The organism is Kitasatospora sp. NPDC101108, assembly GCF_055584725.1.
This window is the reverse complement of record NZ_JBVJLM010000001.1, coordinates 205,374-224,325: the sequence shown is the minus strand read 5'-3', so window position 1 is coordinate 224,325 and position 18,952 is coordinate 205,374. Positions and strand designations below refer to the sequence as shown.

Here is an 18,952-nt window from a genome sequence, read left to right as displayed (position 1 = left end):
CCAAGCGCCTCTGCACCGTCACCGTCCAGCCCGCCTGACGAGACCGGGACGTGTGCGACGCGGTGGCCGTCGGCCGGTGCGCGCCCGACAGAAGTGGTGCGGGGATTGTCGGGTGAGGGGGAGGGGCGTCGCCGCACGATGGAGCCATGGATGACACGACGTTGATTTCCTCCTTCCTGCGCGACGGCTTCGTGAAGCTGGAGGGCGCCGTCGCGCCGCGGGTGGCCGCCGACTGCGCACGACTGCTGTGGCGGGAGACGGGCTGCGACCCGGACGACCGCTCGACCTGGACGCGGCCCGTGCACTGGGTGGCCGGCATGGCGCAGGGGCCGTTCGCCGCCGCGCCCAACTCCCCGTCCCTGCACCGTGCGTACGACCTGCTGGTCGGCGCGGGGCGCTGGGAGCCGCGCTACTCGCTGGGCACGTTCCCGCTGCGCTTCCCGCACGAGGAGGAGCCGGACGACGCGGGCTGGCACATCGAGGGGAGCTACCTGCCGGAGGGCGAGAACTGGTACTTCACCAATCTGAGGTCCCGGGGCCGGGCGCTGTTGATGCTGTTCCTGTTCAGCGAGGTCGGTGAGGAGGACGCCCCGACCCGGATCCGGGTCGGTTCACACCTGGACGTGCCGAAGGTCCTGGCGGAGTACGGCGAGGAGGGGGCGAGCGGGCTGACCCTCGCCCCCGATCTGGTGGCGGCGTCCGAGCACCGGCCCGTCGCGCTCGCCACCGGTTCCCCGGGTGACGTCTTCCTGTGCCATCCGTTCCTGGTGCACGCGGCCCAGCCGCATCACGGGGTGCGGCCGCGCTTCATGGCCCAGCCGCCGCTGATGCCGGCCGCGCCGTACGAACTGGAACGGGCCGACGGCGGGTACTCGCCGGTGGAGATCGCGATCCGCCGGGGCCTGGGGCAGGACGCCCCCGGCGCCCTCTCCTGACGGAGCACCGGCCGCGTCGAGTCGTTGATCAATCCCGGCGTAGGCTCTCGCCAGACCGTAGCCGTCACGAGAGGCAGACATGGGGCAGAAGATCATCCGGTTCTCGGACCTGACCGGTACGCACGTGGAGAACGACGAGGACCTGGTGCGCATCGTGGTGCGTCAGCACCCCGACCTGGAGGACGGGCCGGTCGAGATCGAGGCCCTCGGCAGTGAGCTGGCCGGGGTGGAGGAGCTGGCGCTCGACCTGGTGACGATCGAGCTGCACCACCCCGGTTCCGACGACCCGGAAACGGTGGTGCTGGAAGCCGAGGCCTTCAACCGGCTGGCCTCCGCCGCGCCGATGGCCGAGGTGCTGCGGGGCGCCAAGAAGGTCGCCCGCACCTTCCCGGCCCAGGTCGTGCCGGCCGGCGCCAAGGAGCGGGTCAACTACGCCAGCCTGGAACACGCCGGCCGGCCGCACAAGGGCCGCACCACCGACGCCGAGAAGCAGCTCGTGCGGCAGCACCTGGACGAGATCAACGAGCGGCTGGCCGACGAGGGCGTCCGGACGATCGACCTGGGCAACGCCGAGCACGTGGCCCGGTACGGGCTGGAGGACCTGGCCCGCGAGCGTGGCGTCACGCTCGGCTGACCAGCGGCGCGACGGGCGGCCCGGCCTCAGGGCGTACGGGTCACGGTGGAGCCCACCAGGTGCTCCGCCAGCCCCGCCCAGCCGTGTTCGCGGTACCAGCGGCGCTGCCGGTCGGCGCCGCTGCCCGCACCCTCGAACAGACGCCACAGCTCGGCCACCCGGCCGGTGTCACCGGCCGCTTCCAGGCCCGGGGCGACGTAGGCGCGCAGCTCCTCGACCACGGCGGCGGCCGGGTGGGCGGTGCCGTCGGCGGGGGAGACCAGCTGTCCGTGCACCCCGGTGCGGGCGGCGTGCCAGGTCGCCGCCCGCAGCAGCTCCTCCGGGGGCGACGGGCGCGGGCGCCCCTGGCGCTCCTCCAGGACGGCGGTGGTCACCAGGGCCCGGACGAGGCCGGCGAACAGCTCGGCGTCGGCGACCGTCAGCTGGACGTCCGCCGCCCGCACCTCCACGGTCGGGTAGCGCTCCGACAGCCGGGCGTGCCAGTACAGCTGCCCCGCGTCGGCGATCGCGTCGGCGGCCCGCAACGCCGCCACCCGCCGCCGGTAGTCCGCGGCGTCGCGGAAGGCGGGCGGCGGCCCGCTGACCGCCCACTGGTCGAAGTGGACCGTGCGCCAGCTGGCGAAGTTGGTGTCGTGGCCGCGCCAGTAGGGCGAGTTCGCGCTCAGGGCGATCAGCACCGGCAGCCAGGGCCGGAGCCGCACCAGGGCGCCCAGGCGCTCCTCCTCGTCGGGGACGCCGACGTGGACGTGCATGCCGTTGAGCATCAGGTCGTCGACCAGCGCGGGCGCCTGTCGGCGGGCCCGCCGGTAGCGCTCGTGGTCGGTGACGGGTATCGGGCCCGGCGGCCCGAACGGGGCCGAGCCGACCGGGACGACCCGGCAGCCGTGCTGGGCCGCGGCCGCGTTCAGCCCGGCACGCACCCGGGTCAGGTGGCGGGCCACCCCCGCCAGGTCCTCGCAGACCGGGGTCGCGCTCTCCACCTGTACCTGGAGCAGTTCGTGCTGTGCCTCGGAGGGGCGCAGCGCGGGCGCCAGCGAGGCGGTGGCCAGGACCTCGGCGGCCCGGGGCAGCGGCGTGCCGTCGCGGGGATCGACCAGCAGGTACTCTTCCTCGACTCCGAGTGTCAGCATGCCGCTCAGCTACCCCGGAGCGGCTTCCGTACACGACCGCCGGCCCGGTCGTCCGTGACGGGCCGGCCGGATCCGCCGGCACCGCGGCTGCTCGGGCCCGGGAACGTCGAAGGCCCGGCATCCGTGGGGGTGGATGCCGGGCCGGGTGCGACGGGGTCAGCGTGCCGCGGTCTTGCGGGTGCGGCGGGAGACGGAGTCCAGGACGACGGCGGCGAGCAGGACGGCGCCGGTGATCATGTACTGGATGGCCTGGCTGACGTGGACCATGTCGAGGCCGGTGGTGATCGACTGGATGACCAGGATTCCCAGCAGGGCCGACCAGGTCTTGCCGCGTCCACCGAACAGGCTGGTGCCGCCGATGACGGCCGCCGCGATGGAGTTCATCAGGACGTTGCCGCCCCCGAGGATCTTGTCCGCGGAGCCCTGCTGCGAGGCGTAGAAGAGGCCGCCGAGGGCGGCCATGCCGGCGGAGATCATGAAGACCGAGATCCGGACCCAGGAGACGTTGATGCCCGCGCGCCGGGCCGCCTCCACGCCGCCGCCGACGGCGAAGATCTGCCGGCCGTAGCTGGTGCGGCGCAGGACGAAGTCGGTCACGACCACGATGGTCAGGAAGACCAGCACGGGCAGCGGCAGACCGCGGTCCTGGTTGAGCATGTAGGCGGCGGCCAGCGTGACGACGGCGAGCACGCCGGTGCGCAGCGCGATCTCGCTGACGGGCCGCGCGGCGAGGCCGGCGGCGGTGCGGCGGCGGGCGTCGAGGAGCTGTCCTGCGGCGTAGAGCGCGATGGCGAGGACGGCGAGGCCCCAGGCGTACACGATGTCGCCGTCGCCGAGGAAGTAGTTGTCCAGATTGGCCAGCACGCCGTCGTGGACGACGTTGACGGTGCCCTTGTCGCCGAGGACGTACTCCTGGAGGCCGCTCCAGGCGAGCAGGCCGGCCAGGGTGACGACGAAGGCCGGGACGCCGATCTTGGCGAAGAAGAAGCCCTGCAGGGCGCCGATGGCGACGGCGACGGCGACGGCTATGAGGCAGGAGAGCCACTCGTTGTAGCCGGAGCGCGCGGACAGGACGGCGGCGATCGCGGCGGAGGCGCCGGCCACGGAGCCGAGGGAGAGGTCGATCTCGCCGAGCAGGAGCACGAAGACGATGCCGACGGCGATCAGTCCGGGGCCGGCGATCCACTGGGTGATGTGGGTGATGTTGTCGGCGTTGAGGAAGTCGCCGGTGACGCCCTGGAAGATGGCGGCGATGAGGATCAGGCCGAGGACGACGGGCACGGAGCCGAGGTCGCCGTTCCGCATCTTCTGCTTGAACTCGGCGAGGTAGCCGGCGATGCCGGCCTCGCGGATGAGCAGACGGGGGTCGACCGCGGGGGCGGCCGGGGCCGGGGCGGGCTTGGTCGGGGTGGGCTGTTCGGTGGTCACTTCGCTTCCTCCGCGAGTCGGGCCTGGCGCCGGGTGACGGCGTTCTCGGTGGCGCCGGTGATGGCGGAGATGATCTCCTCGTGCGAGGTGCCGGCCACCTCGAAGACACCGTTGTTGCGGCCCAGGCGCAGGACGGCGACGGTGTCGGCGACGGCCTTGACGTCCGCCATGTTGTGGCTGATCAGGATGACGCCGAGGCCCCGTTCGCGCAGGCGCTCGACGAGGTCGAGGACCTGGGCGGTCTGCTCGACGCCGAGGGCGGCGGTGGGCTCGTCCAGGATGACGATCTTGGGGTCGCCGACGAGGGCACGGGCGATGGCGACCACCTGGCGCTGGCCGCCGGACAGGGCGGCGATCGGGATGCGCACGCTCGGGATGCGGATGGAGAGGGTGTCGAGCAGTTCGCGCGCCCGCTTCTCCATGGCGACCTCGTCGAGCGTGCCGAAGCTCTTCAGCTCGCGGCCGAGGAAGAGGTTGCCGACCACGTCGAGGTTGTCGCAGAGCGCGAGGTCCTGGTAGACGGTGGCGATGCCGAGGGCCTGGGCGTCGTGCGGGCGCGCGATGGAGACCTCCCCGCCCTCCCACTCGATCGTGCCCTCGTCGATGGGGTGCACGCCGGCGATGGTCTTCACCAGCGTGGACTTTCCGGCGCCGTTGTCGCCCACCAGGGCCACCACCTCGCCTGCGTGTACCTCCAGATGCACGTCGGTCAGTGCCTGGACGGCGCCGAACCGCTTGGAGACTCCGCGCAACGCCAGTACGGGTGCGCCTGTCACGTGAACCATCTCCTTCTTCCCGGGCACGCCGCGAGGGCGCGGCGGTGGCCGGGCTGGCCCGCGCGCCGTGCGGCGCGGGCGGGTGAGCGTGGGAACAGAGGGTTGCCGGAGCGGGGGGTGGGCCCGCCGCGCGGCGCGGGCGGTGCTCCCCGGGGAGGTGGGGAGCTCCGCCCGGGCGGAACTACTTCAGGCCTGCGGCGGCGCAGGCGGCGGCGTAGTCCGCGGTGCAGATGTCGGAGACCTTGTAGAGGCCGTCGGCGACCACGGTGTCCTGGATGTTGGCCTTGGTGACGACCTTGGGGTCGAGCAGCTTGGCCGGGATGCCCTTGTCGGTGGCGCTGTCGACGCTGGCGGTGGCGACGGTCTTGACGTCCTTGCCCTGCAGCAGGTCGACGGCCAGCTCGGCGGCGCTGTCGGCGAGCGGCTTGTAGGCCTTGTAGATGGTGTAGGCCTGGTCGCCGTTGACGATGCGCTGGACGGCGTCCAGGCCGGCGTCCTGGCCGCCGACGGGGACCTTGATGCCGGCGTTCTGGAGCTGGGTGATGATGGCTCCGGCCATGCCGTCGTTGGCGGAGTAGACGCCCTGGAAGCCGTCCTTGCCGAGCTGGGTGATCGCGGCGCCGATCTTCTGGCCGGCGACGGTGGGCTTCCACTCGCCCGACTGCTCGTAGACGACCTTCTTGACCTTGCCGTCGAGGACCTTGTGGGCGCCGGCCTTGAACTGGCCGGCGTTCGGGTCCGCGTCATCGCCGTTGATCATGACGATGTTGTCGTTGGAGGCCTGGGGGCCGAGCGCGTCCAGCATGGCCTGGCCCTGGAGCTCGCCGACCTTCTCGTTGTCGAAGGAGGCGTAGGCGGCCACCGGGCCGGTGGCCAGGCGGTCGTAGGCGACGACCTTGACGCCCTTGGCGGCGGCTTCCTTGACCCAGCCCTCGGTCGAGGTGGCGTCGAAGGCGTCCAGGACGATCACCTTGACGCCCTGGGCGATCAGGGTGTCGAACTGCTGCTTCTGCTTGGCGGCGCTGCCCTCGGCGTTGTTGTAGAGCACCTTGCAGTCCGCGCACAGGGCCTTGACCTTGGCCTCGATGAACGGCTTGTCGAAGGACTCGTAGCGGGTCGAGGACGCGTTCTCGGGCAGCAGCAGGCCGATGGACTTCGTGTCGCCGGAGGCGGCGGAGTCCTTCTTGTCGCCGCCGGCCTTGCCGCACGCGGCCAAGGACAGGGCCATCGAGACGGCTGCGGTGGCGATGACGGCGCGACGCGTCGTTGCGTTCATGGTGGGGTGCCTCCCTGACGTCGCCGCGACGGTGCGGCGGGGTGGCTGGAGTCAACCCTCCCTGGCCAGATTGAGTCAAGAAGTAAAACCAAGACGAGACCTGTCCACACCTATTCGTTATCTTCTTGAACGCAGTCTGGCCGAAAGGAGGCCTCCGTCGGCCACTGGTCGACGAGCGGAAGATCCGGCGGGGCCGGGCCTTCGCCCGAGGGTTGGCGCCATGTACACACAGATACCCAGGCTGAACCGTCGGTAACGGCGGCTCGGGTGGCCGGCCCTGCCGGGGGGCGAGGGATTCACGAGGCGTACGTGTCGCCCGGCTACTTGTGGGGGCTGTGCGTTCAAGATGTGCCGGTGGGATTTGCGCGCAGCCGGACTCGCCCTTCGACAGGGGCCTTTGGCGCTCCGTCAGTGACGATCCCTGCGGGGCCGGCCCGTCTGCCGCGGCTGCCAGGGCTCCCGGGGCCGTCCCGGGCGGGCGTGCGGGCGGCAATCGTCCGGACCGGTCCGGCCGTGGCACGGATGATGCCCGTCAGTGGTGGCTGGGTGGCGGTCATCCGTACGAGTGGGCGCGGCGGTGATCACCACCGGTGTCGGCGGTGCCACTGGCACGATGAGGTGCTCGGACCGATTCCCGGCCGGGCGGGCCGGCCCCGCCCGCCGCCCCACCGGCAACGGAGGCCCGTGGACCAGCCCTTCGCCATCGCCGTTCGCACCCGCACCCGCGGTCGGGGCAGCCCCGGGGCGGAGGCGCCCCCGTCGTTCCTCCTGGACCGGGTGACCGTGCGCCGTGCCGGGAGGCTGCTGCTGGACGGTCTCTCGACGCAGATTCCCGGCGCCGCCTGCACGGCCTTGGTCGGGCCGTCGGGGGCGGGCAAGTCGACGCTGCTGCGGTTGCTGAACCGGCTGGCGGAGCCGACCTCGGGTGAGGTCCTCTTCCGGGGCACGCCGCTGCCGCGGCTCGACGTGCTGGAGCTGCGCCGCCGGGTCGGGCTGGTGGGCCAGCAGCCGGTGCTGCTGACCGACCGTGTCGTGGACGACCTGCGGGTGGGCCGCCCGGACCTCGACGAGGACCGGGCCGCCGTGCTGTTGGAGCGGGCCGGTCTGCCGGCCGGGATGCTGGGGCGGGCCACGGCCGGGCTGTCCGGTGGCGAGGCCCAACGGGTCTGCCTGGCCCGGGCGCTGGCCGTCGGTCCGGAGGTGCTGCTGCTCGACGAGCCGACGTCCGCCCTGGACGGGGAGAGCGCGCTGGCGGTGGAGCACACGATCAGGGACCTGGTCGCGGACGGACTCGCCGTGGTGCTGGTCAGCCACAACGGGCCACAGGCGCGCCGGGTCGCCGACCACGTCCTGGTCCTGCGCGGTGGACGTCTGGTCGCCTCCGGGCCGGCGGACCGCGTCGACTACCTCCGGAAGGGGACGTGAACACGGCCGTACCGAGCTGGGCCGGGGTCGCCGCCTCCGTCGCCCTGGTGCTGCCGGCGATCGCGGTGGCCTGGCACCGGCGACTGGGCCTCGCTCGGGACATCGCCGTTGCCGCCGCACGCGCCGGTGTCCAACTCGCCGCCGTCGGCGCGGTCCTGCTCCTCGTTTTCGAGCACACCGGCATGGCCGGCGCCGCCGGCTGCCTCGCACTCATGGTGATCACGGCCGCGCGTGTCTGCGCGGGCCGCTCCGCCGGGATGCCCCGCGCACTGCCGATCGCCACCACCGCGGTCGCCGTCGGCTCCGCCGCGACCCTCGGCGTGCTGCTCGCCCTCGGGGTCGTCGCGGCCCAGGCCCGGGTGGTGATCCCGGTCGGCGGCATGGTGGTCTCCGGCGCGATGCAGGCCACCACCCTCCTCCTGGTGCGCCTTCGCGACGAGGCCGGCACCGCGCGCCCCGCCATCGAGGCCCGCCTCGCCCTGGGCCTGCCGGCCGCGGACGCCTTCGCGCCCCACCTCCGCTCGACCCTGCGCACGGCGCTGATCCCCGCCGTCGACGCCACCAGGACCGTCGGGCTGATCAGCCTGCCCGGTGCGATGACCGGCCTGATCCTGGCCGGTGTCGACCCGCTCACCGCGATCCGCTACCAGATCGTCGTGATGTACATGATGCTCTCCGCCGCCGCCCTGGCCGCCCTCACCGCCGCCCACCTCGCCGAGCGGGCCCTGTTCGACGACGCCCACCGACTGCGGCCGCTCACCGCCGGGACCCGACGATGACCTCCCGTTCGTGGGGCGGTGCCGCACCGGAGCGGGGGAGCGGCCCGCCGGCGCTCGCCGGGCCCCGCGGGCGCGGTGCGGGCCCGTGCTCAGTCCGCCCAGACGCGGGTGAGGCAGCGGGGAGCGGCCGGGGCGGGCGGGTCGGTGAAGGCGGTGCGGCCGTGCAGGACGACGGTGTTGTCCAGCCAGAGGAGGTCGCCCGGGTGGAGGGGGATGCGCAGGACGGTGCCGGGGTCGGAGAGGAGCCGGTCGACGGCGTCGAGGGCCGCGTGGTCGTCGGGGGCCAGGGGCGCGCCGGCCTCGCGGTGGGCGCGTTCGATCCCGCGCCGGTTGTAGTGGACGCGCAGCTCGGCGCCGCGGCGCCGGAAGACGGGGCGGACGCGGTCGAAGCCGACGCCCCGGCCGAAGTGGAAGTCCCGGTGGAGGCGGGGGAGGGCCCAGGGCGCGTCGGTGAGCAGCCGGTTGTGCACGGTGTGGCCGCTGACGAGGAGGGTCTCGCCGCCCTGCGCGGCCGGTCGTACGGACAGCAGTCCGAGCAGTCCGGGCGGACGGGGAGCCGGCGTCCGGTCGGTGTGCGGGGTGAGGGCGAGGTCGGTCTTCCCCAGTCCGGCGTTGTCGGCGACGGTGATGAGGTTGCCGGGGTCGGCCGGCCACGGGGTGCCCAGGGAGGCGGCGAGCCGGTGGCACAGCGCGGCGCACTCCTGGTCGGTGCGGCCGTCCACCGGGACGCCCCGGAGGACGGCGAACCCCCGGCCGTGCCGCACGCGTCGGGTGACCTGCGCCGCCAGTTCCGCGAGTTCCGCCAGGTCCGGCGCCGGACGCGCCGGCGGGCCGTCCAGCGCGCGTGAGCAGGCGGGTGGCAGGGGGACCAGCCAGTCGGACTCGCTGAGGTCGGGGACGTGCCATGCCGTGGGTGCTTCGACGGGGACGGGCTGGGGCATCTGCTCACCTTTCCGCGGCGCCGCGGACGGGGTTGGGCAGGTGTGCCCACCGGTCGCCCGCCGGTGAGAGCCGCATCAACGTCAGGGCCTTGACCGGCAGTTCCTCCGTGCGCAGGGCCAGCAGGTCCGGGGTCGGGGGGAGGTCGCGGGTGGCGGCTTCGAGGAGGGCGCCCAGCTCCGCGGTGCTCCCGGCGAGGGGGCCGAGCGCGCCCGTGAGCAGGCAGCCGAGGACCTTGCGGCGGAGGACGGTGGGGTCGTCCTCGAGCAGCCGGCCGGTCATCGTCGGCGCCGGGAGGCCGTGCCGGGCCAGCCGGGCCGGGCTGATCCGGATGTCGGCGAGGTCCCGGTAGACGAGCCGGCGGGGCCGTCCCTCCCGGTCGACCACCGCGAGGAGGTTCTGCCCGTGCGCCTCCAGGGCCACGCCCAGGTCGAGCAGTTCCAGGCAGACGCCGAGGGCCAGCCGCGCGAACTCGGTGACGCGCGCGGATCGTCGGTGCGGGTCGTGGGCGGCGAAGTGCCCGGACAGCTCGGCCACGGGCACCACCTGTTCGTCCGTCCCGGCATGGACGTACGGCGACTCGCGCAGGACCGCCGCCAGGTCCGGCGTGCCCGCCCCGGCCGCGGCCAGCGTCCGGGTGATGTGCAGTCGGCCGTCCAGGCGCTCCGCGACCCGGGCGGCCAACGCGGACGTGGCCGGCGCGTGGTCCACCGAATAGGCCGAGATGTCCCGCACCTGGGACGTGAGCCGGGCGCTCAACGCGGTCTTCACATGGACCTGGTGGTCGAGGGCGAGCGTGCGCAGGGACAGCAGCGGATGGGCCGGCGGACCGGGCAGCAGCGGCCGGCCGCCGAGGACGTGCTCGGCCTGCCAGGGGTGTACCGGGAGCAGCACCGTCTCCCCGTCCCGCCACTGCGAGGGCCATGGGCCCCGCACCGTCGCACCCTTCACCGGCGTGAGCCGCAGACCGACCACCGGCCGGTGCTCGGGCGCGTAGGCCAGCTGCTCGGCGGCCGAGAAACCGGGCCGGGAACGGCAGGTGGGGTGGTACGGGTGGCCCTCCGGTGACCGCTGCTCCCACTCCCAGGGTTCCGACGGCGGCCCGGCCGGGGGAGTGGCCGTCCGGGAGAGCGCCAAGGAGGCGGTGCTGTGGTCGAGTTCGTCGGCGAACGGCTCGCCGCCGGGTACCTTCAGGGCCGCCATCAGCGATGCCGGGTGGTCGTACGGGACGCCGTCCAGCTCCACGGCGGCGACCGCGGTTCCCGTCGCCCAGGGGTCCGACGGCGGGCCGAACAGCCGTCGCCCGTCGGTCAGCCGGACCGAGATCCCGTCGCCGCCGCGGGCGCGGTCGGCGACCCAGGGCAGCGGTTCGTGGACCAGCCCGCGCCACAGCCGAGCCAGCACCGCCGCCCGGGCGCCGGGCAGGGCGGCGAGATAGGCGGGCGCCAACTCGGGACGGAAGCTCGCCAGTTCCTCGGCCAGCTCGCGCTCGGCGGGGGTGTCGCACACCCCGATGTTCTACCGCGGGCGAACACCCGCCACACATACTGCTCCTCGATGAATACTTTCGCCCGCGAAGCCGATGCGCTGGCCACGGCGCCCCTGCTCAACTGCCTCCTGAGGGAGGCAGCCCTGCCGACCGGGGAGACGGCCGCCGGTCGCGCGGTCCACCGTCTGCACGCCACCGGCCGGCTGCTGCGTGTGCGCGCCGGCCGCCCCTTCGGCGCACCCGAGTTGTGGACCGGCACCGCCTGGCAACCCGTGCGTCACAGCGGCCTGATCCGCCTCGCAGCCCAGGAGATGCTGGCCGTCACCGGGCACGCCAACGCCGCCCTGGCCGCCGAGATGGCCGCCGGCCGGGAGGTCGTCGAGGCCATCCTCGCCGCCCGCTCGCGGGCCGTCCCGCCCGAGAGCCTGTGGCTGCGCTCCGAACAGGCCCTGGTCATGGGCCACCCGTACCACCCGGCGCCCAAGGCCCGTAGCGGCGGTGGGCCGCCGGGCTCCTGGCTGCGCTACGCGCCGGAGGCGCACGGCCGCTTCCCGCTCGTGCTGCTGGGTGTGCGCGAGGACGCGGTGGTCGACGAGGGCGACACCCGCGCCCTCGACGCCCTGGGCCGGGCACCCGACGGCCACCGGCTGCTGCCCGTCCATCCCTGGCAGCTGGACCTCACCCGCCACCGGCCGGCGGTCCGCGCCGCCTTCGCCGAGGGCCGCCTCGTCCACCTGGGCCACACGCCCTGGGACGCCCGGGCCACGGCCTCGGTGCGCACGGTGCACGTCCCCGGCGGGGACGAGCGGCCCGGGGCCTCCGGGGACCTCTTCCTGAAGTTCAGCCTGGAGGTGCAGATCACCAACGACGTCCGGCGGATCCGGCGGCACGAGCTGCGCCACGCGCTCCGCACCGACCCGCTGGTCGGCGCGGCCTTCGGGGCGATGGACGGCCCCGCGGCGTGGCTGAGCGAACGCGGGTACCGCACGGTCCGCGGCCTGGAGGAGACCTTCCCCGTCCTGGTCCGCGACGGACTGGACGACCACCTGCTCCCGGGCGCCACCGCGCTGCTGGCGGCGGCGCTCACCGAGGGCTTCGACGGCGATCCGCTCGACCGCCTCACCGACCCGCTGCCCTGGTGGTCGGCCTACCTGGACCGCGTGGTCCCGCCCGTGCTGGAGGCGTACGCCCGCCACGGCGTCGGCGTCGAGTGCCACCTCCAGAACACCCTGATCGCCGTGGGCCCGGACGGCCTGCCCGTCCAGGCCCTCTTCCGCGACGCGGAAGGCGCCAGGGCGATTCCGCCGACGCCTCGGGAGGAGGCCTGGAAGCGGCTGACCTACTGCCTGGTCGTCAACAACCTGACCGGCATCGCCGAGGCGCTCACCCGGCGCTTCCCCGACGCCGCCGCGGCCCTGTGGCCGCTGGCGCGGCAGGTGGTCCAGCGGTGCGACAAGGAACTCGGCCTGACCGCGGCCGAGACGCTGCTCGCCGCGGCGACCGTCCCGTGCAAGGCCAATCTGCTGTCCCGCTGGATCGGGGCGGACGGCACCGAACCGCGCTACGTCCCCGTCCCCAACCCGCTGGCCGTCCGCCCCTGAAACACCCGGGGCCGCTCGACGCGGTCGAGGACGTCGAGCACCCGGCGGGTGACGGACGGGCCGCCGTCACTCCGTGCCCGAAGGGCTCACTGCAATTTCAAAGTGATATGTCACACCCTATTGATTGCGCCGGGTCGCCCGTGACACCGTGCCAGGCGACGCCTTCACGGCAAGCGCGTGAGGCTCACCCCCCACCCCCCAGCAAGGAGTGACGATGCGTCACCGACTTCGGCTGCCCCGAGCACTGGCCGTGCTCGCCGCCGCAAGTACCGCCATCACCGGCCTCGCCGCCGCGCCGAGCTCCGCCGCCCCCACGGCGCAGACCGGCCGGCAGGCGAGCCAGGCTCCCCACCCCGGGCACCTCGCCGGCATAGCCCCGACCGGCACCGCCTTCGGTCTCGACACCCACGCGCAGACCCAGACGGGACGGCTCGCACCCGCCCAACTCCCGCCGCTCTCCCCGCAGTCGGCCGCGCCGCAGGCCCCCAAGCCCGAACTCGCCAAGGCCCCGGCCCCGGCGAAGTCCGGCCGGGGCACCGCCGGGACGGCCGACACCTCGTGCACGCCGGCCGACTTCAGCGGCCGCACCGGCGCGGACCTGGTCGGCCACGTCCAGGGCTCGGCCGTCGACTGCATCAGCTCGCTGTTCCGCCTCACCGGCGGCGACGCCAGCGGAGTGTTCAAACAGAGCCAGATGCTCGCGGTGGCCGACGGTCTGCGCAGCGCCGCCGCCTCGTACACCGGCGACAACTCGAACGGCGTCTACCAGCTGGTCTACTTCCTCCAGGCCGGCTACTACGTGCAGTACTACCACCCGGCCGACGTGGGCACGTACGACGCGACCCTGACCAACGCCGTCCAGGCCGCGCTGGACGCCCTGGTGACCGGCCCGCACTTCCTCGACGCCAACGACGGCAACGGCCAGGTCGAGGGCCAGGCGATGGTCCTCACCGACAGCGCCAACCTCCAGGCCCACTACCTGAAGACGTACCAGCAGGTGCTGAACGCGTACAACAGCTCCTGGGACTCGTCCTGGTACATGGTGAACTTCGCCAACAGCGTGTACACCCCGATCTTCCGCGGCCACCAGAACGCCGACTACGTCGCCGCCGTCACCGCCGACCCGGGCATCATCACCACCCTCGACGACTTCGCGCTGAACCACAAGGGCATGCTCGGCGGCAACAACTCCTTCCTGGCCTCCAACGCCGGTCTGGAGACGGCCCGGTTCATCGAGCATCCGGCGCTGGTGAACACCGTCCGGCCGCTGGTCAAGGGCCTGATGGACGTCTCGTCGATCACCGGCCCCACCGCGCCGCTCTGGGTCGGCGTGGCCGGCATGGCCGCCTTCTACGACAAGGCGAACTGCTCGTACTACGGCGTCTGCGACCTGCCGACGCAGCTCAAGGCCGCCGCCCTGCCGGTCAGCCACACCTGCGACTCCACCCACACCCTCCTGGCGCAGAGCCTGACCGCCGCCGACCTCGCCGCCGTCTGCGCCAGCCTGCAGAACCAGGACCCGTTCTTCCACAAGCTGGTCAAGGACAGCGGCCCGATCGCCGGCCAGTACGAGAACTCGCTGCAGATGGTGGTCTTCGCCTCCCCGCAGGACTACCGGACCTACGCCGGCGGCATCTACGGCGTCAGCACCAACAACGGCGGCATCACGCTGATCGGCGACCCGACCGCCCCCGCCAACCAGCCGATCTCGCTGACCTACCAGAACGGCGACGACGGCTTCACCGCGGGCGTCTGGAACCTCAACCACGAGTACACCCACGCCCTGGACGGCCGCCTCGACATGAAGGGCGACTTCACCCAGCAGATCTCCGTGCCGGACGTCTGGTGGATCGAGGGCGTCGCCGAGTACGTGTCCTACAGCTACCGGAACGTCACCGACACCGGGGCGGTGGCCGAGGCGCCCAAGCACACCTACGCCCTCAGCACGCTGTTCCAGAACACCTACGACAACAGCGACACCACCCGCACCTACCCGTGGGGCTACCTGGCCGTCCGCTTCATGGTCGAGAAGCACCCGGACGTCATCCAGACCATGCTGGGCCACTTCCGGACCGGCGACTACACCGGCGGCTACGCGGTCTACAACTCCATCGGCACCGCGTACGACGCCGAGTTCAACACCTGGCTGGACGCCTGCGCCGCCGGCGCCTGCCAGGTGGGCGGCGCACCGACCGCCGCCTTCACCGCCGCCCCGTCCGGCCTGGACGTCCGGTTCACCGACCGGTCGACCGAGTCCGGCGGCGGCAGCATCGTCTCCTGGGCCTGGAACTTCGGTGACGGCGCCACCTCGACGGCCCAGAGCCCCGCGCACAGCTACGGCAAGGCGGGCAGCTACACCGTCAGCCTCACGGTGACCGACGGCAACGGGAGGACCAACAGCATCACCCAGTCCGTCACGGTCAGCAAGGTGGTCGGCTGCACCGCCGCCGACACCCGCGTGCTGGACCGGAACTGCTCCCGCACCAACCAGTCCGCGACCGCCGGGAACCTGGACTACTATTACATCTACCTGCCGGCCGGCACCACCACCCTGAAGGTCGACAGCTCCGGCGGCACGGGCACCGCGTACCTGCTCTACAACCCCGACAGCTGGGCCACGCCGAACGCCTACACCAACGGCTCGACCACCTACGGCACCACCGACCAGAGCCTGACCGTCACCAACACCACGGCGGGCTACCGCTACATCAGCCTCTACGCCCAGACCGACTTCAGCGGGGTGACCGTCACCACCCGGTACTGACCCCGGCCCCCGCGCGCGGCGGCCCGGAGCACACCGCTCCGGGCCGCCGCCCGCGCGCCCGGACAGGCGCCACCGAGTTCCCGCCTGCGATCCGGACCGGCAACTGATCATCCACCGTGGATCCCAACGTCCTTCGCGGTCAACGGTCGTCCCGGTCGGGTTGATTGGCTGCGGGCGGCGGGCGTTCGCTAGGGTGCTCGCATGAGCGACCAAGTGACGCCTCCCTTCGGGAAGTTCCCGGCCGTCCGCCCGGCACTCGACGTGCGGGGCGAGCTGGCCCCGCCGGTGGCCGAGGCGCTCGGCGGCTGGGACACGCCGGAGGCGGCCGCGGCGGTGCTGTACGTGGACACCGACCCGGAGAAGGCGGACACCGCGGTGTTCTGCGAGACCTACGACGCGCCGCTGGAGTACTCGGCGAACTGCGTGGTGGTCGCCGCCAAGCGGGGCGGGGAGGTCACGATGGCCGCGTGCGTCGTCCTGGCCACGACCCGGCTGGACGTGAACCAGGCGGTCCGCAAGCACCTCGGGGCGCGCAAGGCCTCGTTCGCCCCGATGGACGCCGCGGTCGAGGCGACCGGGATGGAGTACGGGGGCATCACGCCGGTGGGCCTCCCGGACGGATGGCCGCTGCTGGTCGACGAGGCGGTGGCGGCGGCGCCGCACGTCCTGGTCGGCAGCGGGCGCCGCCGCGGGAAGCTGATCCTCCCGGGGGCGGCGTTGGCCGCGCTGCCCGGTGCCGAGGTCGTCCCCGGTCTGGCCGTCGCCGTCGAACCCGCCGCGGAGCCCACCGCCGTCGAGAGCTGAGCGGTGCGCGGGGCGGGTCAGGAGCAGCCCTCCCGGGAGCGTGGGGGGACGAGCCAGCCGCGCGCCTGGGCGGCCATGCCCGCGCTGAACCGGCCGGTGGCCTCCAGTTGTTCGAAGAGCTCGCGGACGATGCGCCGCATCGTCCGCGAGGAGACGCCGATCTCGCGGGCGATCGCCTCGTCCTTGTACCCGAGCTGCATCAGCCGCAGGACCTGGTACTGGCGCGCGGTGGGCCCCTGGCGGGGCGGCGGCGCGACCTCGGCCGGGCGGGCCTCCTGCCAGCAGAACTCGAAGGTCTGCACGAAGAGGCTGACCAGGTCGGGGTTGCGGACCACCACCAGGGCGGGTTCGGCGCCGTCGCCGCTGCTCGGCGGCGGGACGAAGGCCAGGCTGGCGTCCAGCACGATCAGCCGGTAGGGGAGGGTCGCGGAGATGCGGATCCGGCCGCCGGCCTTGCGTAGCGCCTTCAGATGGGCCCGGCCGCGCGGGACCCGGAGCATGGACTCGCTGTGGATCGTCCGGATGGACACGCCCCGGCCCAGCACCTCCTCGTCCCGGCGCCGTCCGGCGACCAGGAGCGGTGCCGGAGGCGGCGCGCCGGGGTTCATGCTGAGGACCTGGCCCCGCACGGTCGTGGTGGCGTCCTCCAGGAGTTGACGCACCGCCGCCTCGCCGCGGAAGACCTCCACCCCGTGGCCGCCCAGGCGGTCCAGGTGGGCGGGGATCGCCGAGGTGTGGACCTCGGCCAGCTCACGGTCCAACGCCTCGACCTTGCAGGCGAGTTCGCCGATCGCCTGACGGGCCGAGTCGAGGATTCGGCCCATCTGGGCCTCGGGTAACGACGGCTGGCGCCGGTCGGACTGGACGTGCATGCGCGCCCCCCAGCTCTGCTTGACACACCCCGCGGCGGCCCCGGCCGGTGCGCGCGCCCCTCCCGGGCCATACGCACGGTCAGTTGCACCGCGTGTACGAATGGCAACCATGCTCCTTCACGGCCCGTACCTGGAACAACCCCGCATCTCAGTTGCCGGACGTGATCGGACTGTGGCCTGCGTCACACCACGGGGCGGTCCCCGGCGCGTGCGCCGATGGCCGGTCGGGGCCATGGCCGGACTGAGCCATCGGCGTTCGCTGGACAGCCTCGGCGGTCGGCTGGTTGGTTTGCAAATGGCCGCTGAGTGATCGGTACCGTCCCGCGACGAGAGACGGACCGTGGCGTTCAGCGACGGGTAGGGGGTTGTTCCACGGCTGTCTCTCCGATGCACCGAGCCGCGATCGGCAGGTCAGCGCCGGCCGGGGGCCCGGCCCGGAGCGCCGACCTGAGCTGGGGTCGATCCCGTTGTGCGTGGCGCCGCACCACCGATCCGAGAACGCGAGAGGACCTATGGGCGTCGAAGAGTTGACCAATCCGCTGCTGGCCGGGTTCTGGAACGAGACGCGCCTGCGATCGAGTCTGGAGACGGTCTCCCCGGCCGCCGATCACACCGGTCCCGGGATGAGCGTCCAGTGGACGCGGATCGCCGAGGCCCTCGGACTGGGCTACGGCGAGCGTTCGGGCGCGGTGATCACCAAGGGCAAGACCCTGATGCGGGCCCGGACCACGCCGTCCGCCGGGGCGCTCTACCCCTTCGAGGTCCTGGTGGCCTTCCAGGACGGCCATGACTACGCCCTCTACCACTACGACGCGGCCGGCTGCAGCCTGCGCCGGCTGGCCGCCGTCGGCCGCCACGAGGTGGCCGGCGTCCTGACCGCCGCACCGCCGTCCGACCCGTCTTCCGCCCCGCCGTCCGCCCCGCCGTCCGACCCGCCGGCGGCAGGCGCTGACGCGGCCTCCGAACCGCCCGGCGCAATGGTGGCGGTGGTGGCCCGGCCCTGGCACGCGATGCGCAAGTACGGCCGGCGCGGCTACCTCTACACCCACCTGGACAGTGCCCACGCCGCCACCAACATCGCCCTGGCCGCCGCCGACGCGGGCTTCGACGCCACCGTCCGGCTGCGCTTCGACCGCCGCGCGCTCTCCCGGCTGTTCGGCCTGGAGAACCTGTGCCGGGAACCCCAGGCGCTGGTCACCCTGGCCGCGCCCGCCGAGGGCCGCCCGGGCGTGACCGGCGGCCGGACGGCCAACCCCTTCGCCGTACCGATCTGGTGGCACGACGGCGGACGCGGCCTGGAACAGCCCGACGGCCCCGAACGCGAGGCCTGGGACCTGGTCAGCCCGGTCAGCACCTACCACCAACCCCGGGGCCTGCCCCTGCGGTTCGGCACCACCGCCTCGGTCCGAGCCGTGGGCACCCGTTCCGGCGCCGCCGCGCCGGTGGCACTGGCCGGCCCGGACGACACCGGCGCCCTCGACGACTTCGGCCGGGTCGTGCTCAGCCGGCAGTCCGCCAAGGGCTTCCTGGCGAAGCCGGTCGAGGCCGACGCGCTCGGACGGGCGCTGGCCGCCGTCCGCGGCGGCATCGCCGTCGACTGCGCGGACGGCCCGCTGGCCGGCCTGCGGGTACTGGTCCGCAACGTCGACGGCCTCGCCCCGGGCGCCTACGAGTACGACCCGGCCGGCCACCGGCTGCTGCCCGTCGGCGGCGACGGCGGCTCGGAGGAGGCCGTGGTCGCGGCCTGCATGAACCAGGGCGTCGCGGCCGGCTGCGCCGCGCTGGTGGCGCTGCACGCGCCGGTGCGCCAACTCCTCGGGGAGCGCGGCCAGCAGGGGCTGGCCGAACTCCACTTCCACGCCGCGAGCGCCGCCCAGCGCCTGTGCCTCGGGGCGGCCGCGCAGCACGTCGGCATCACCTGCCTCGGCGGGTTCGACGCCGGCCGGATCGCCGGACTCGCGCGGCTGGCGGACGAGGAGGAGGTCATCTACGTGATCGCGGTCGGCATCGCCGACGAGAACGCCGTCAAGTGGGACCGGGCGCCGATCGCCTACAGCCACGGACGGGACCCGCGGCAGCCGACCGGCTGACCGCGCCACG

General features: G+C 73.5%; 15 protein-coding genes. 8 read left to right on the top strand and 7 right to left on the bottom strand.

Going from position 1 to position 18,952, the window contains the following annotated elements; all coding sequences use genetic code 11:
* Positions 1 to 146: 146 nt before the first annotated feature.
* A complete protein-coding gene (locus ACZ6Z8_RS01090) occupies positions 147 to 935 on the top strand; it encodes a phytanoyl-CoA dioxygenase family protein (RefSeq protein WP_465604945.1) in 789 nt (262 codons plus the stop codon).
* A gap of 79 nt (positions 936 to 1,014) precedes the next feature.
* Positions 1,015 to 1,569: a hypothetical protein gene (locus ACZ6Z8_RS01085; RefSeq protein WP_465604942.1), complete on the top strand. Its 555-nt coding sequence runs from the start codon at positions 1,015 to 1,017 to the stop codon at positions 1,567 to 1,569.
* Between the two features lie 26 nt (positions 1,570 to 1,595).
* On the opposite strand, the gene ACZ6Z8_RS01080 is transcribed toward ACZ6Z8_RS01085, so the two are convergent.
* The 4 genes from ACZ6Z8_RS01080 to ACZ6Z8_RS01065 all read right to left on the bottom strand — a co-directional run bounded on the left by ACZ6Z8_RS01080 (position 1,596) and on the right by ACZ6Z8_RS01065 (position 6,179).
* Entirely contained in the window at positions 1,596 to 2,699 is a 1,104-nt protein-coding gene (locus tag ACZ6Z8_RS01080; protein ID WP_465604940.1) for a carboxylate-amine ligase, read from the bottom strand.
* Positions 2,700 to 2,855: 156 nt separating this feature from the next.
* Positions 2,856 to 4,127, bottom strand: a complete 1,272-nt coding sequence (locus ACZ6Z8_RS01075) for a sugar ABC transporter permease (protein WP_465604937.1) — start codon at positions 4,125 to 4,127, stop codon at positions 2,856 to 2,858.
* Positions 4,124 to 4,912: an ATP-binding cassette domain-containing protein gene (locus ACZ6Z8_RS01070; RefSeq protein ID WP_402814063.1), complete on the bottom strand. Its 789-nt coding sequence runs from the start codon at positions 4,910 to 4,912 to the stop codon at positions 4,124 to 4,126. Before ACZ6Z8_RS01070 ends, ACZ6Z8_RS01075 begins: the two co-directional genes overlap by 4 nt.
* A gap of 172 nt (positions 4,913 to 5,084) precedes the next feature.
* Positions 5,085 to 6,179 carry a sugar ABC transporter substrate-binding protein gene (locus ACZ6Z8_RS01065; protein WP_465604933.1) on the bottom strand — a complete coding sequence of 365 codons (1,095 nt, stop codon included), beginning with the start codon at positions 6,177 to 6,179 and terminating at the stop codon, positions 5,085 to 5,087.
* Between the two features lie 684 nt (positions 6,180 to 6,863).
* Between ACZ6Z8_RS01065 and ACZ6Z8_RS01060 the strand changes: the two genes are divergently transcribed.
* Both ACZ6Z8_RS01060 and ACZ6Z8_RS01055 read left to right on the top strand, forming a co-directional pair.
* Complete coding sequence (locus ACZ6Z8_RS01060; RefSeq protein WP_465604930.1) at positions 6,864 to 7,604, top strand: ABC transporter ATP-binding protein; 741 nt, start codon at positions 6,864 to 6,866, stop codon at positions 7,602 to 7,604.
* A complete protein-coding gene (locus tag ACZ6Z8_RS01055; protein WP_465604927.1) occupies positions 7,601 to 8,383 on the top strand; it encodes an ABC transporter permease in 783 nt (260 codons plus the stop codon). Before ACZ6Z8_RS01060 ends, ACZ6Z8_RS01055 begins: the two co-directional genes overlap by 4 nt.
* Before the next feature lie 89 nt (positions 8,384 to 8,472).
* On the opposite strand, the gene ACZ6Z8_RS01050 is transcribed toward ACZ6Z8_RS01055, so the two are convergent.
* Both ACZ6Z8_RS01050 and ACZ6Z8_RS01045 read right to left on the bottom strand, forming a co-directional pair.
* Positions 8,473 to 9,324 (bottom strand): TauD/TfdA family dioxygenase, encoded by an 852-nt coding sequence (locus tag ACZ6Z8_RS01050; protein WP_465604924.1) that lies wholly within the window; start codon positions 9,322 to 9,324, stop codon positions 8,473 to 8,475.
* Between the two features lie 4 nt (positions 9,325 to 9,328).
* Positions 9,329 to 10,831, bottom strand: coding sequence for an IucA/IucC family protein (locus ACZ6Z8_RS01045; RefSeq protein WP_465604921.1), 1,503 nt, complete (start codon positions 10,829 to 10,831; stop codon positions 9,329 to 9,331).
* 48 nt (positions 10,832 to 10,879) lie between these two features.
* Between ACZ6Z8_RS01045 and ACZ6Z8_RS01040 the strand changes: the two genes are divergently transcribed.
* The 3 genes from ACZ6Z8_RS01040 to ACZ6Z8_RS01030 all read left to right on the top strand — a co-directional run bounded on the left by ACZ6Z8_RS01040 (position 10,880) and on the right by ACZ6Z8_RS01030 (position 15,980).
* Positions 10,880 to 12,412, top strand: coding sequence for an IucA/IucC family protein (locus tag ACZ6Z8_RS01040; protein WP_465604918.1), 1,533 nt, complete (start codon positions 10,880 to 10,882; stop codon positions 12,410 to 12,412).
* 214 nt (positions 12,413 to 12,626) lie between these two features.
* A complete protein-coding gene (locus ACZ6Z8_RS01035; protein ID WP_465604915.1) occupies positions 12,627 to 15,176 on the top strand; it encodes a collagenase in 2,550 nt (849 codons plus the stop codon).
* A 201-nt stretch (positions 15,177 to 15,377) separates the two neighbouring features.
* Positions 15,378 to 15,980 carry a YbaK/EbsC family protein gene (locus ACZ6Z8_RS01030; protein WP_465604912.1) on the top strand — a complete coding sequence of 201 codons (603 nt, stop codon included), beginning with the start codon at positions 15,378 to 15,380 and terminating at the stop codon, positions 15,978 to 15,980.
* A gap of 17 nt (positions 15,981 to 15,997) precedes the next feature.
* Here ACZ6Z8_RS01030 and ACZ6Z8_RS01025 read toward each other — a convergent pair whose 3' ends face one another.
* Entirely contained in the window at positions 15,998 to 16,852 is an 855-nt protein-coding gene (locus ACZ6Z8_RS01025) for a helix-turn-helix transcriptional regulator (protein ID WP_465604909.1), read from the bottom strand.
* A 512-nt stretch (positions 16,853 to 17,364) separates the two neighbouring features.
* Here ACZ6Z8_RS01025 and ACZ6Z8_RS01020 point away from each other — a divergent pair.
* Entirely contained in the window at positions 17,365 to 18,942 is a 1,578-nt protein-coding gene (locus ACZ6Z8_RS01020; RefSeq protein WP_465604906.1) for a nitroreductase family protein, read from the top strand.
* Positions 18,943 to 18,952 lie beyond the last annotated feature (10 nt).

Coding starts and splice junctions, on each gene's coding strand:
- ACZ6Z8_RS01090 (WP_465604945.1), top strand. CDS start 147: ATGGATGACACGACGTTGATTTCCTCCTTCCTGCGCGACGGCTTCGTG.
- ACZ6Z8_RS01085 (WP_465604942.1), top strand. CDS start 1,015: ATGGGGCAGAAGATCATCCGGTTCTCGGACCTGACCGGTACGCACGTG.
- ACZ6Z8_RS01080 (WP_465604940.1), bottom strand. CDS start 2,699: ATGCTGACACTCGGAGTCGAGGAAGAGTACCTGCTGGTCGATCCCCGC.
- ACZ6Z8_RS01070 (WP_402814063.1), bottom strand. CDS start 4,912: ATGGTTCACGTGACAGGCGCACCCGTACTGGCGTTGCGCGGAGTCTCC.
- ACZ6Z8_RS01065 (WP_465604933.1), bottom strand. CDS start 6,179: ATGAACGCAACGACGCGTCGCGCCGTCATCGCCACCGCAGCCGTCTCG.
- ACZ6Z8_RS01050 (WP_465604924.1), bottom strand. CDS start 9,324: ATGCCCCAGCCCGTCCCCGTCGAAGCACCCACGGCATGGCACGTCCCC.
- ACZ6Z8_RS01040 (WP_465604918.1), top strand. CDS start 10,880: ATGAATACTTTCGCCCGCGAAGCCGATGCGCTGGCCACGGCGCCCCTG.
- ACZ6Z8_RS01035 (WP_465604915.1), top strand. CDS start 12,627: ATGCGTCACCGACTTCGGCTGCCCCGAGCACTGGCCGTGCTCGCCGCC.
- ACZ6Z8_RS01030 (WP_465604912.1), top strand. CDS start 15,378: ATGAGCGACCAAGTGACGCCTCCCTTCGGGAAGTTCCCGGCCGTCCGC.
- ACZ6Z8_RS01025 (WP_465604909.1), bottom strand. CDS start 16,852: ATGCACGTCCAGTCCGACCGGCGCCAGCCGTCGTTACCCGAGGCCCAG.
- ACZ6Z8_RS01020 (WP_465604906.1), top strand. CDS start 17,365: ATGGGCGTCGAAGAGTTGACCAATCCGCTGCTGGCCGGGTTCTGGAAC.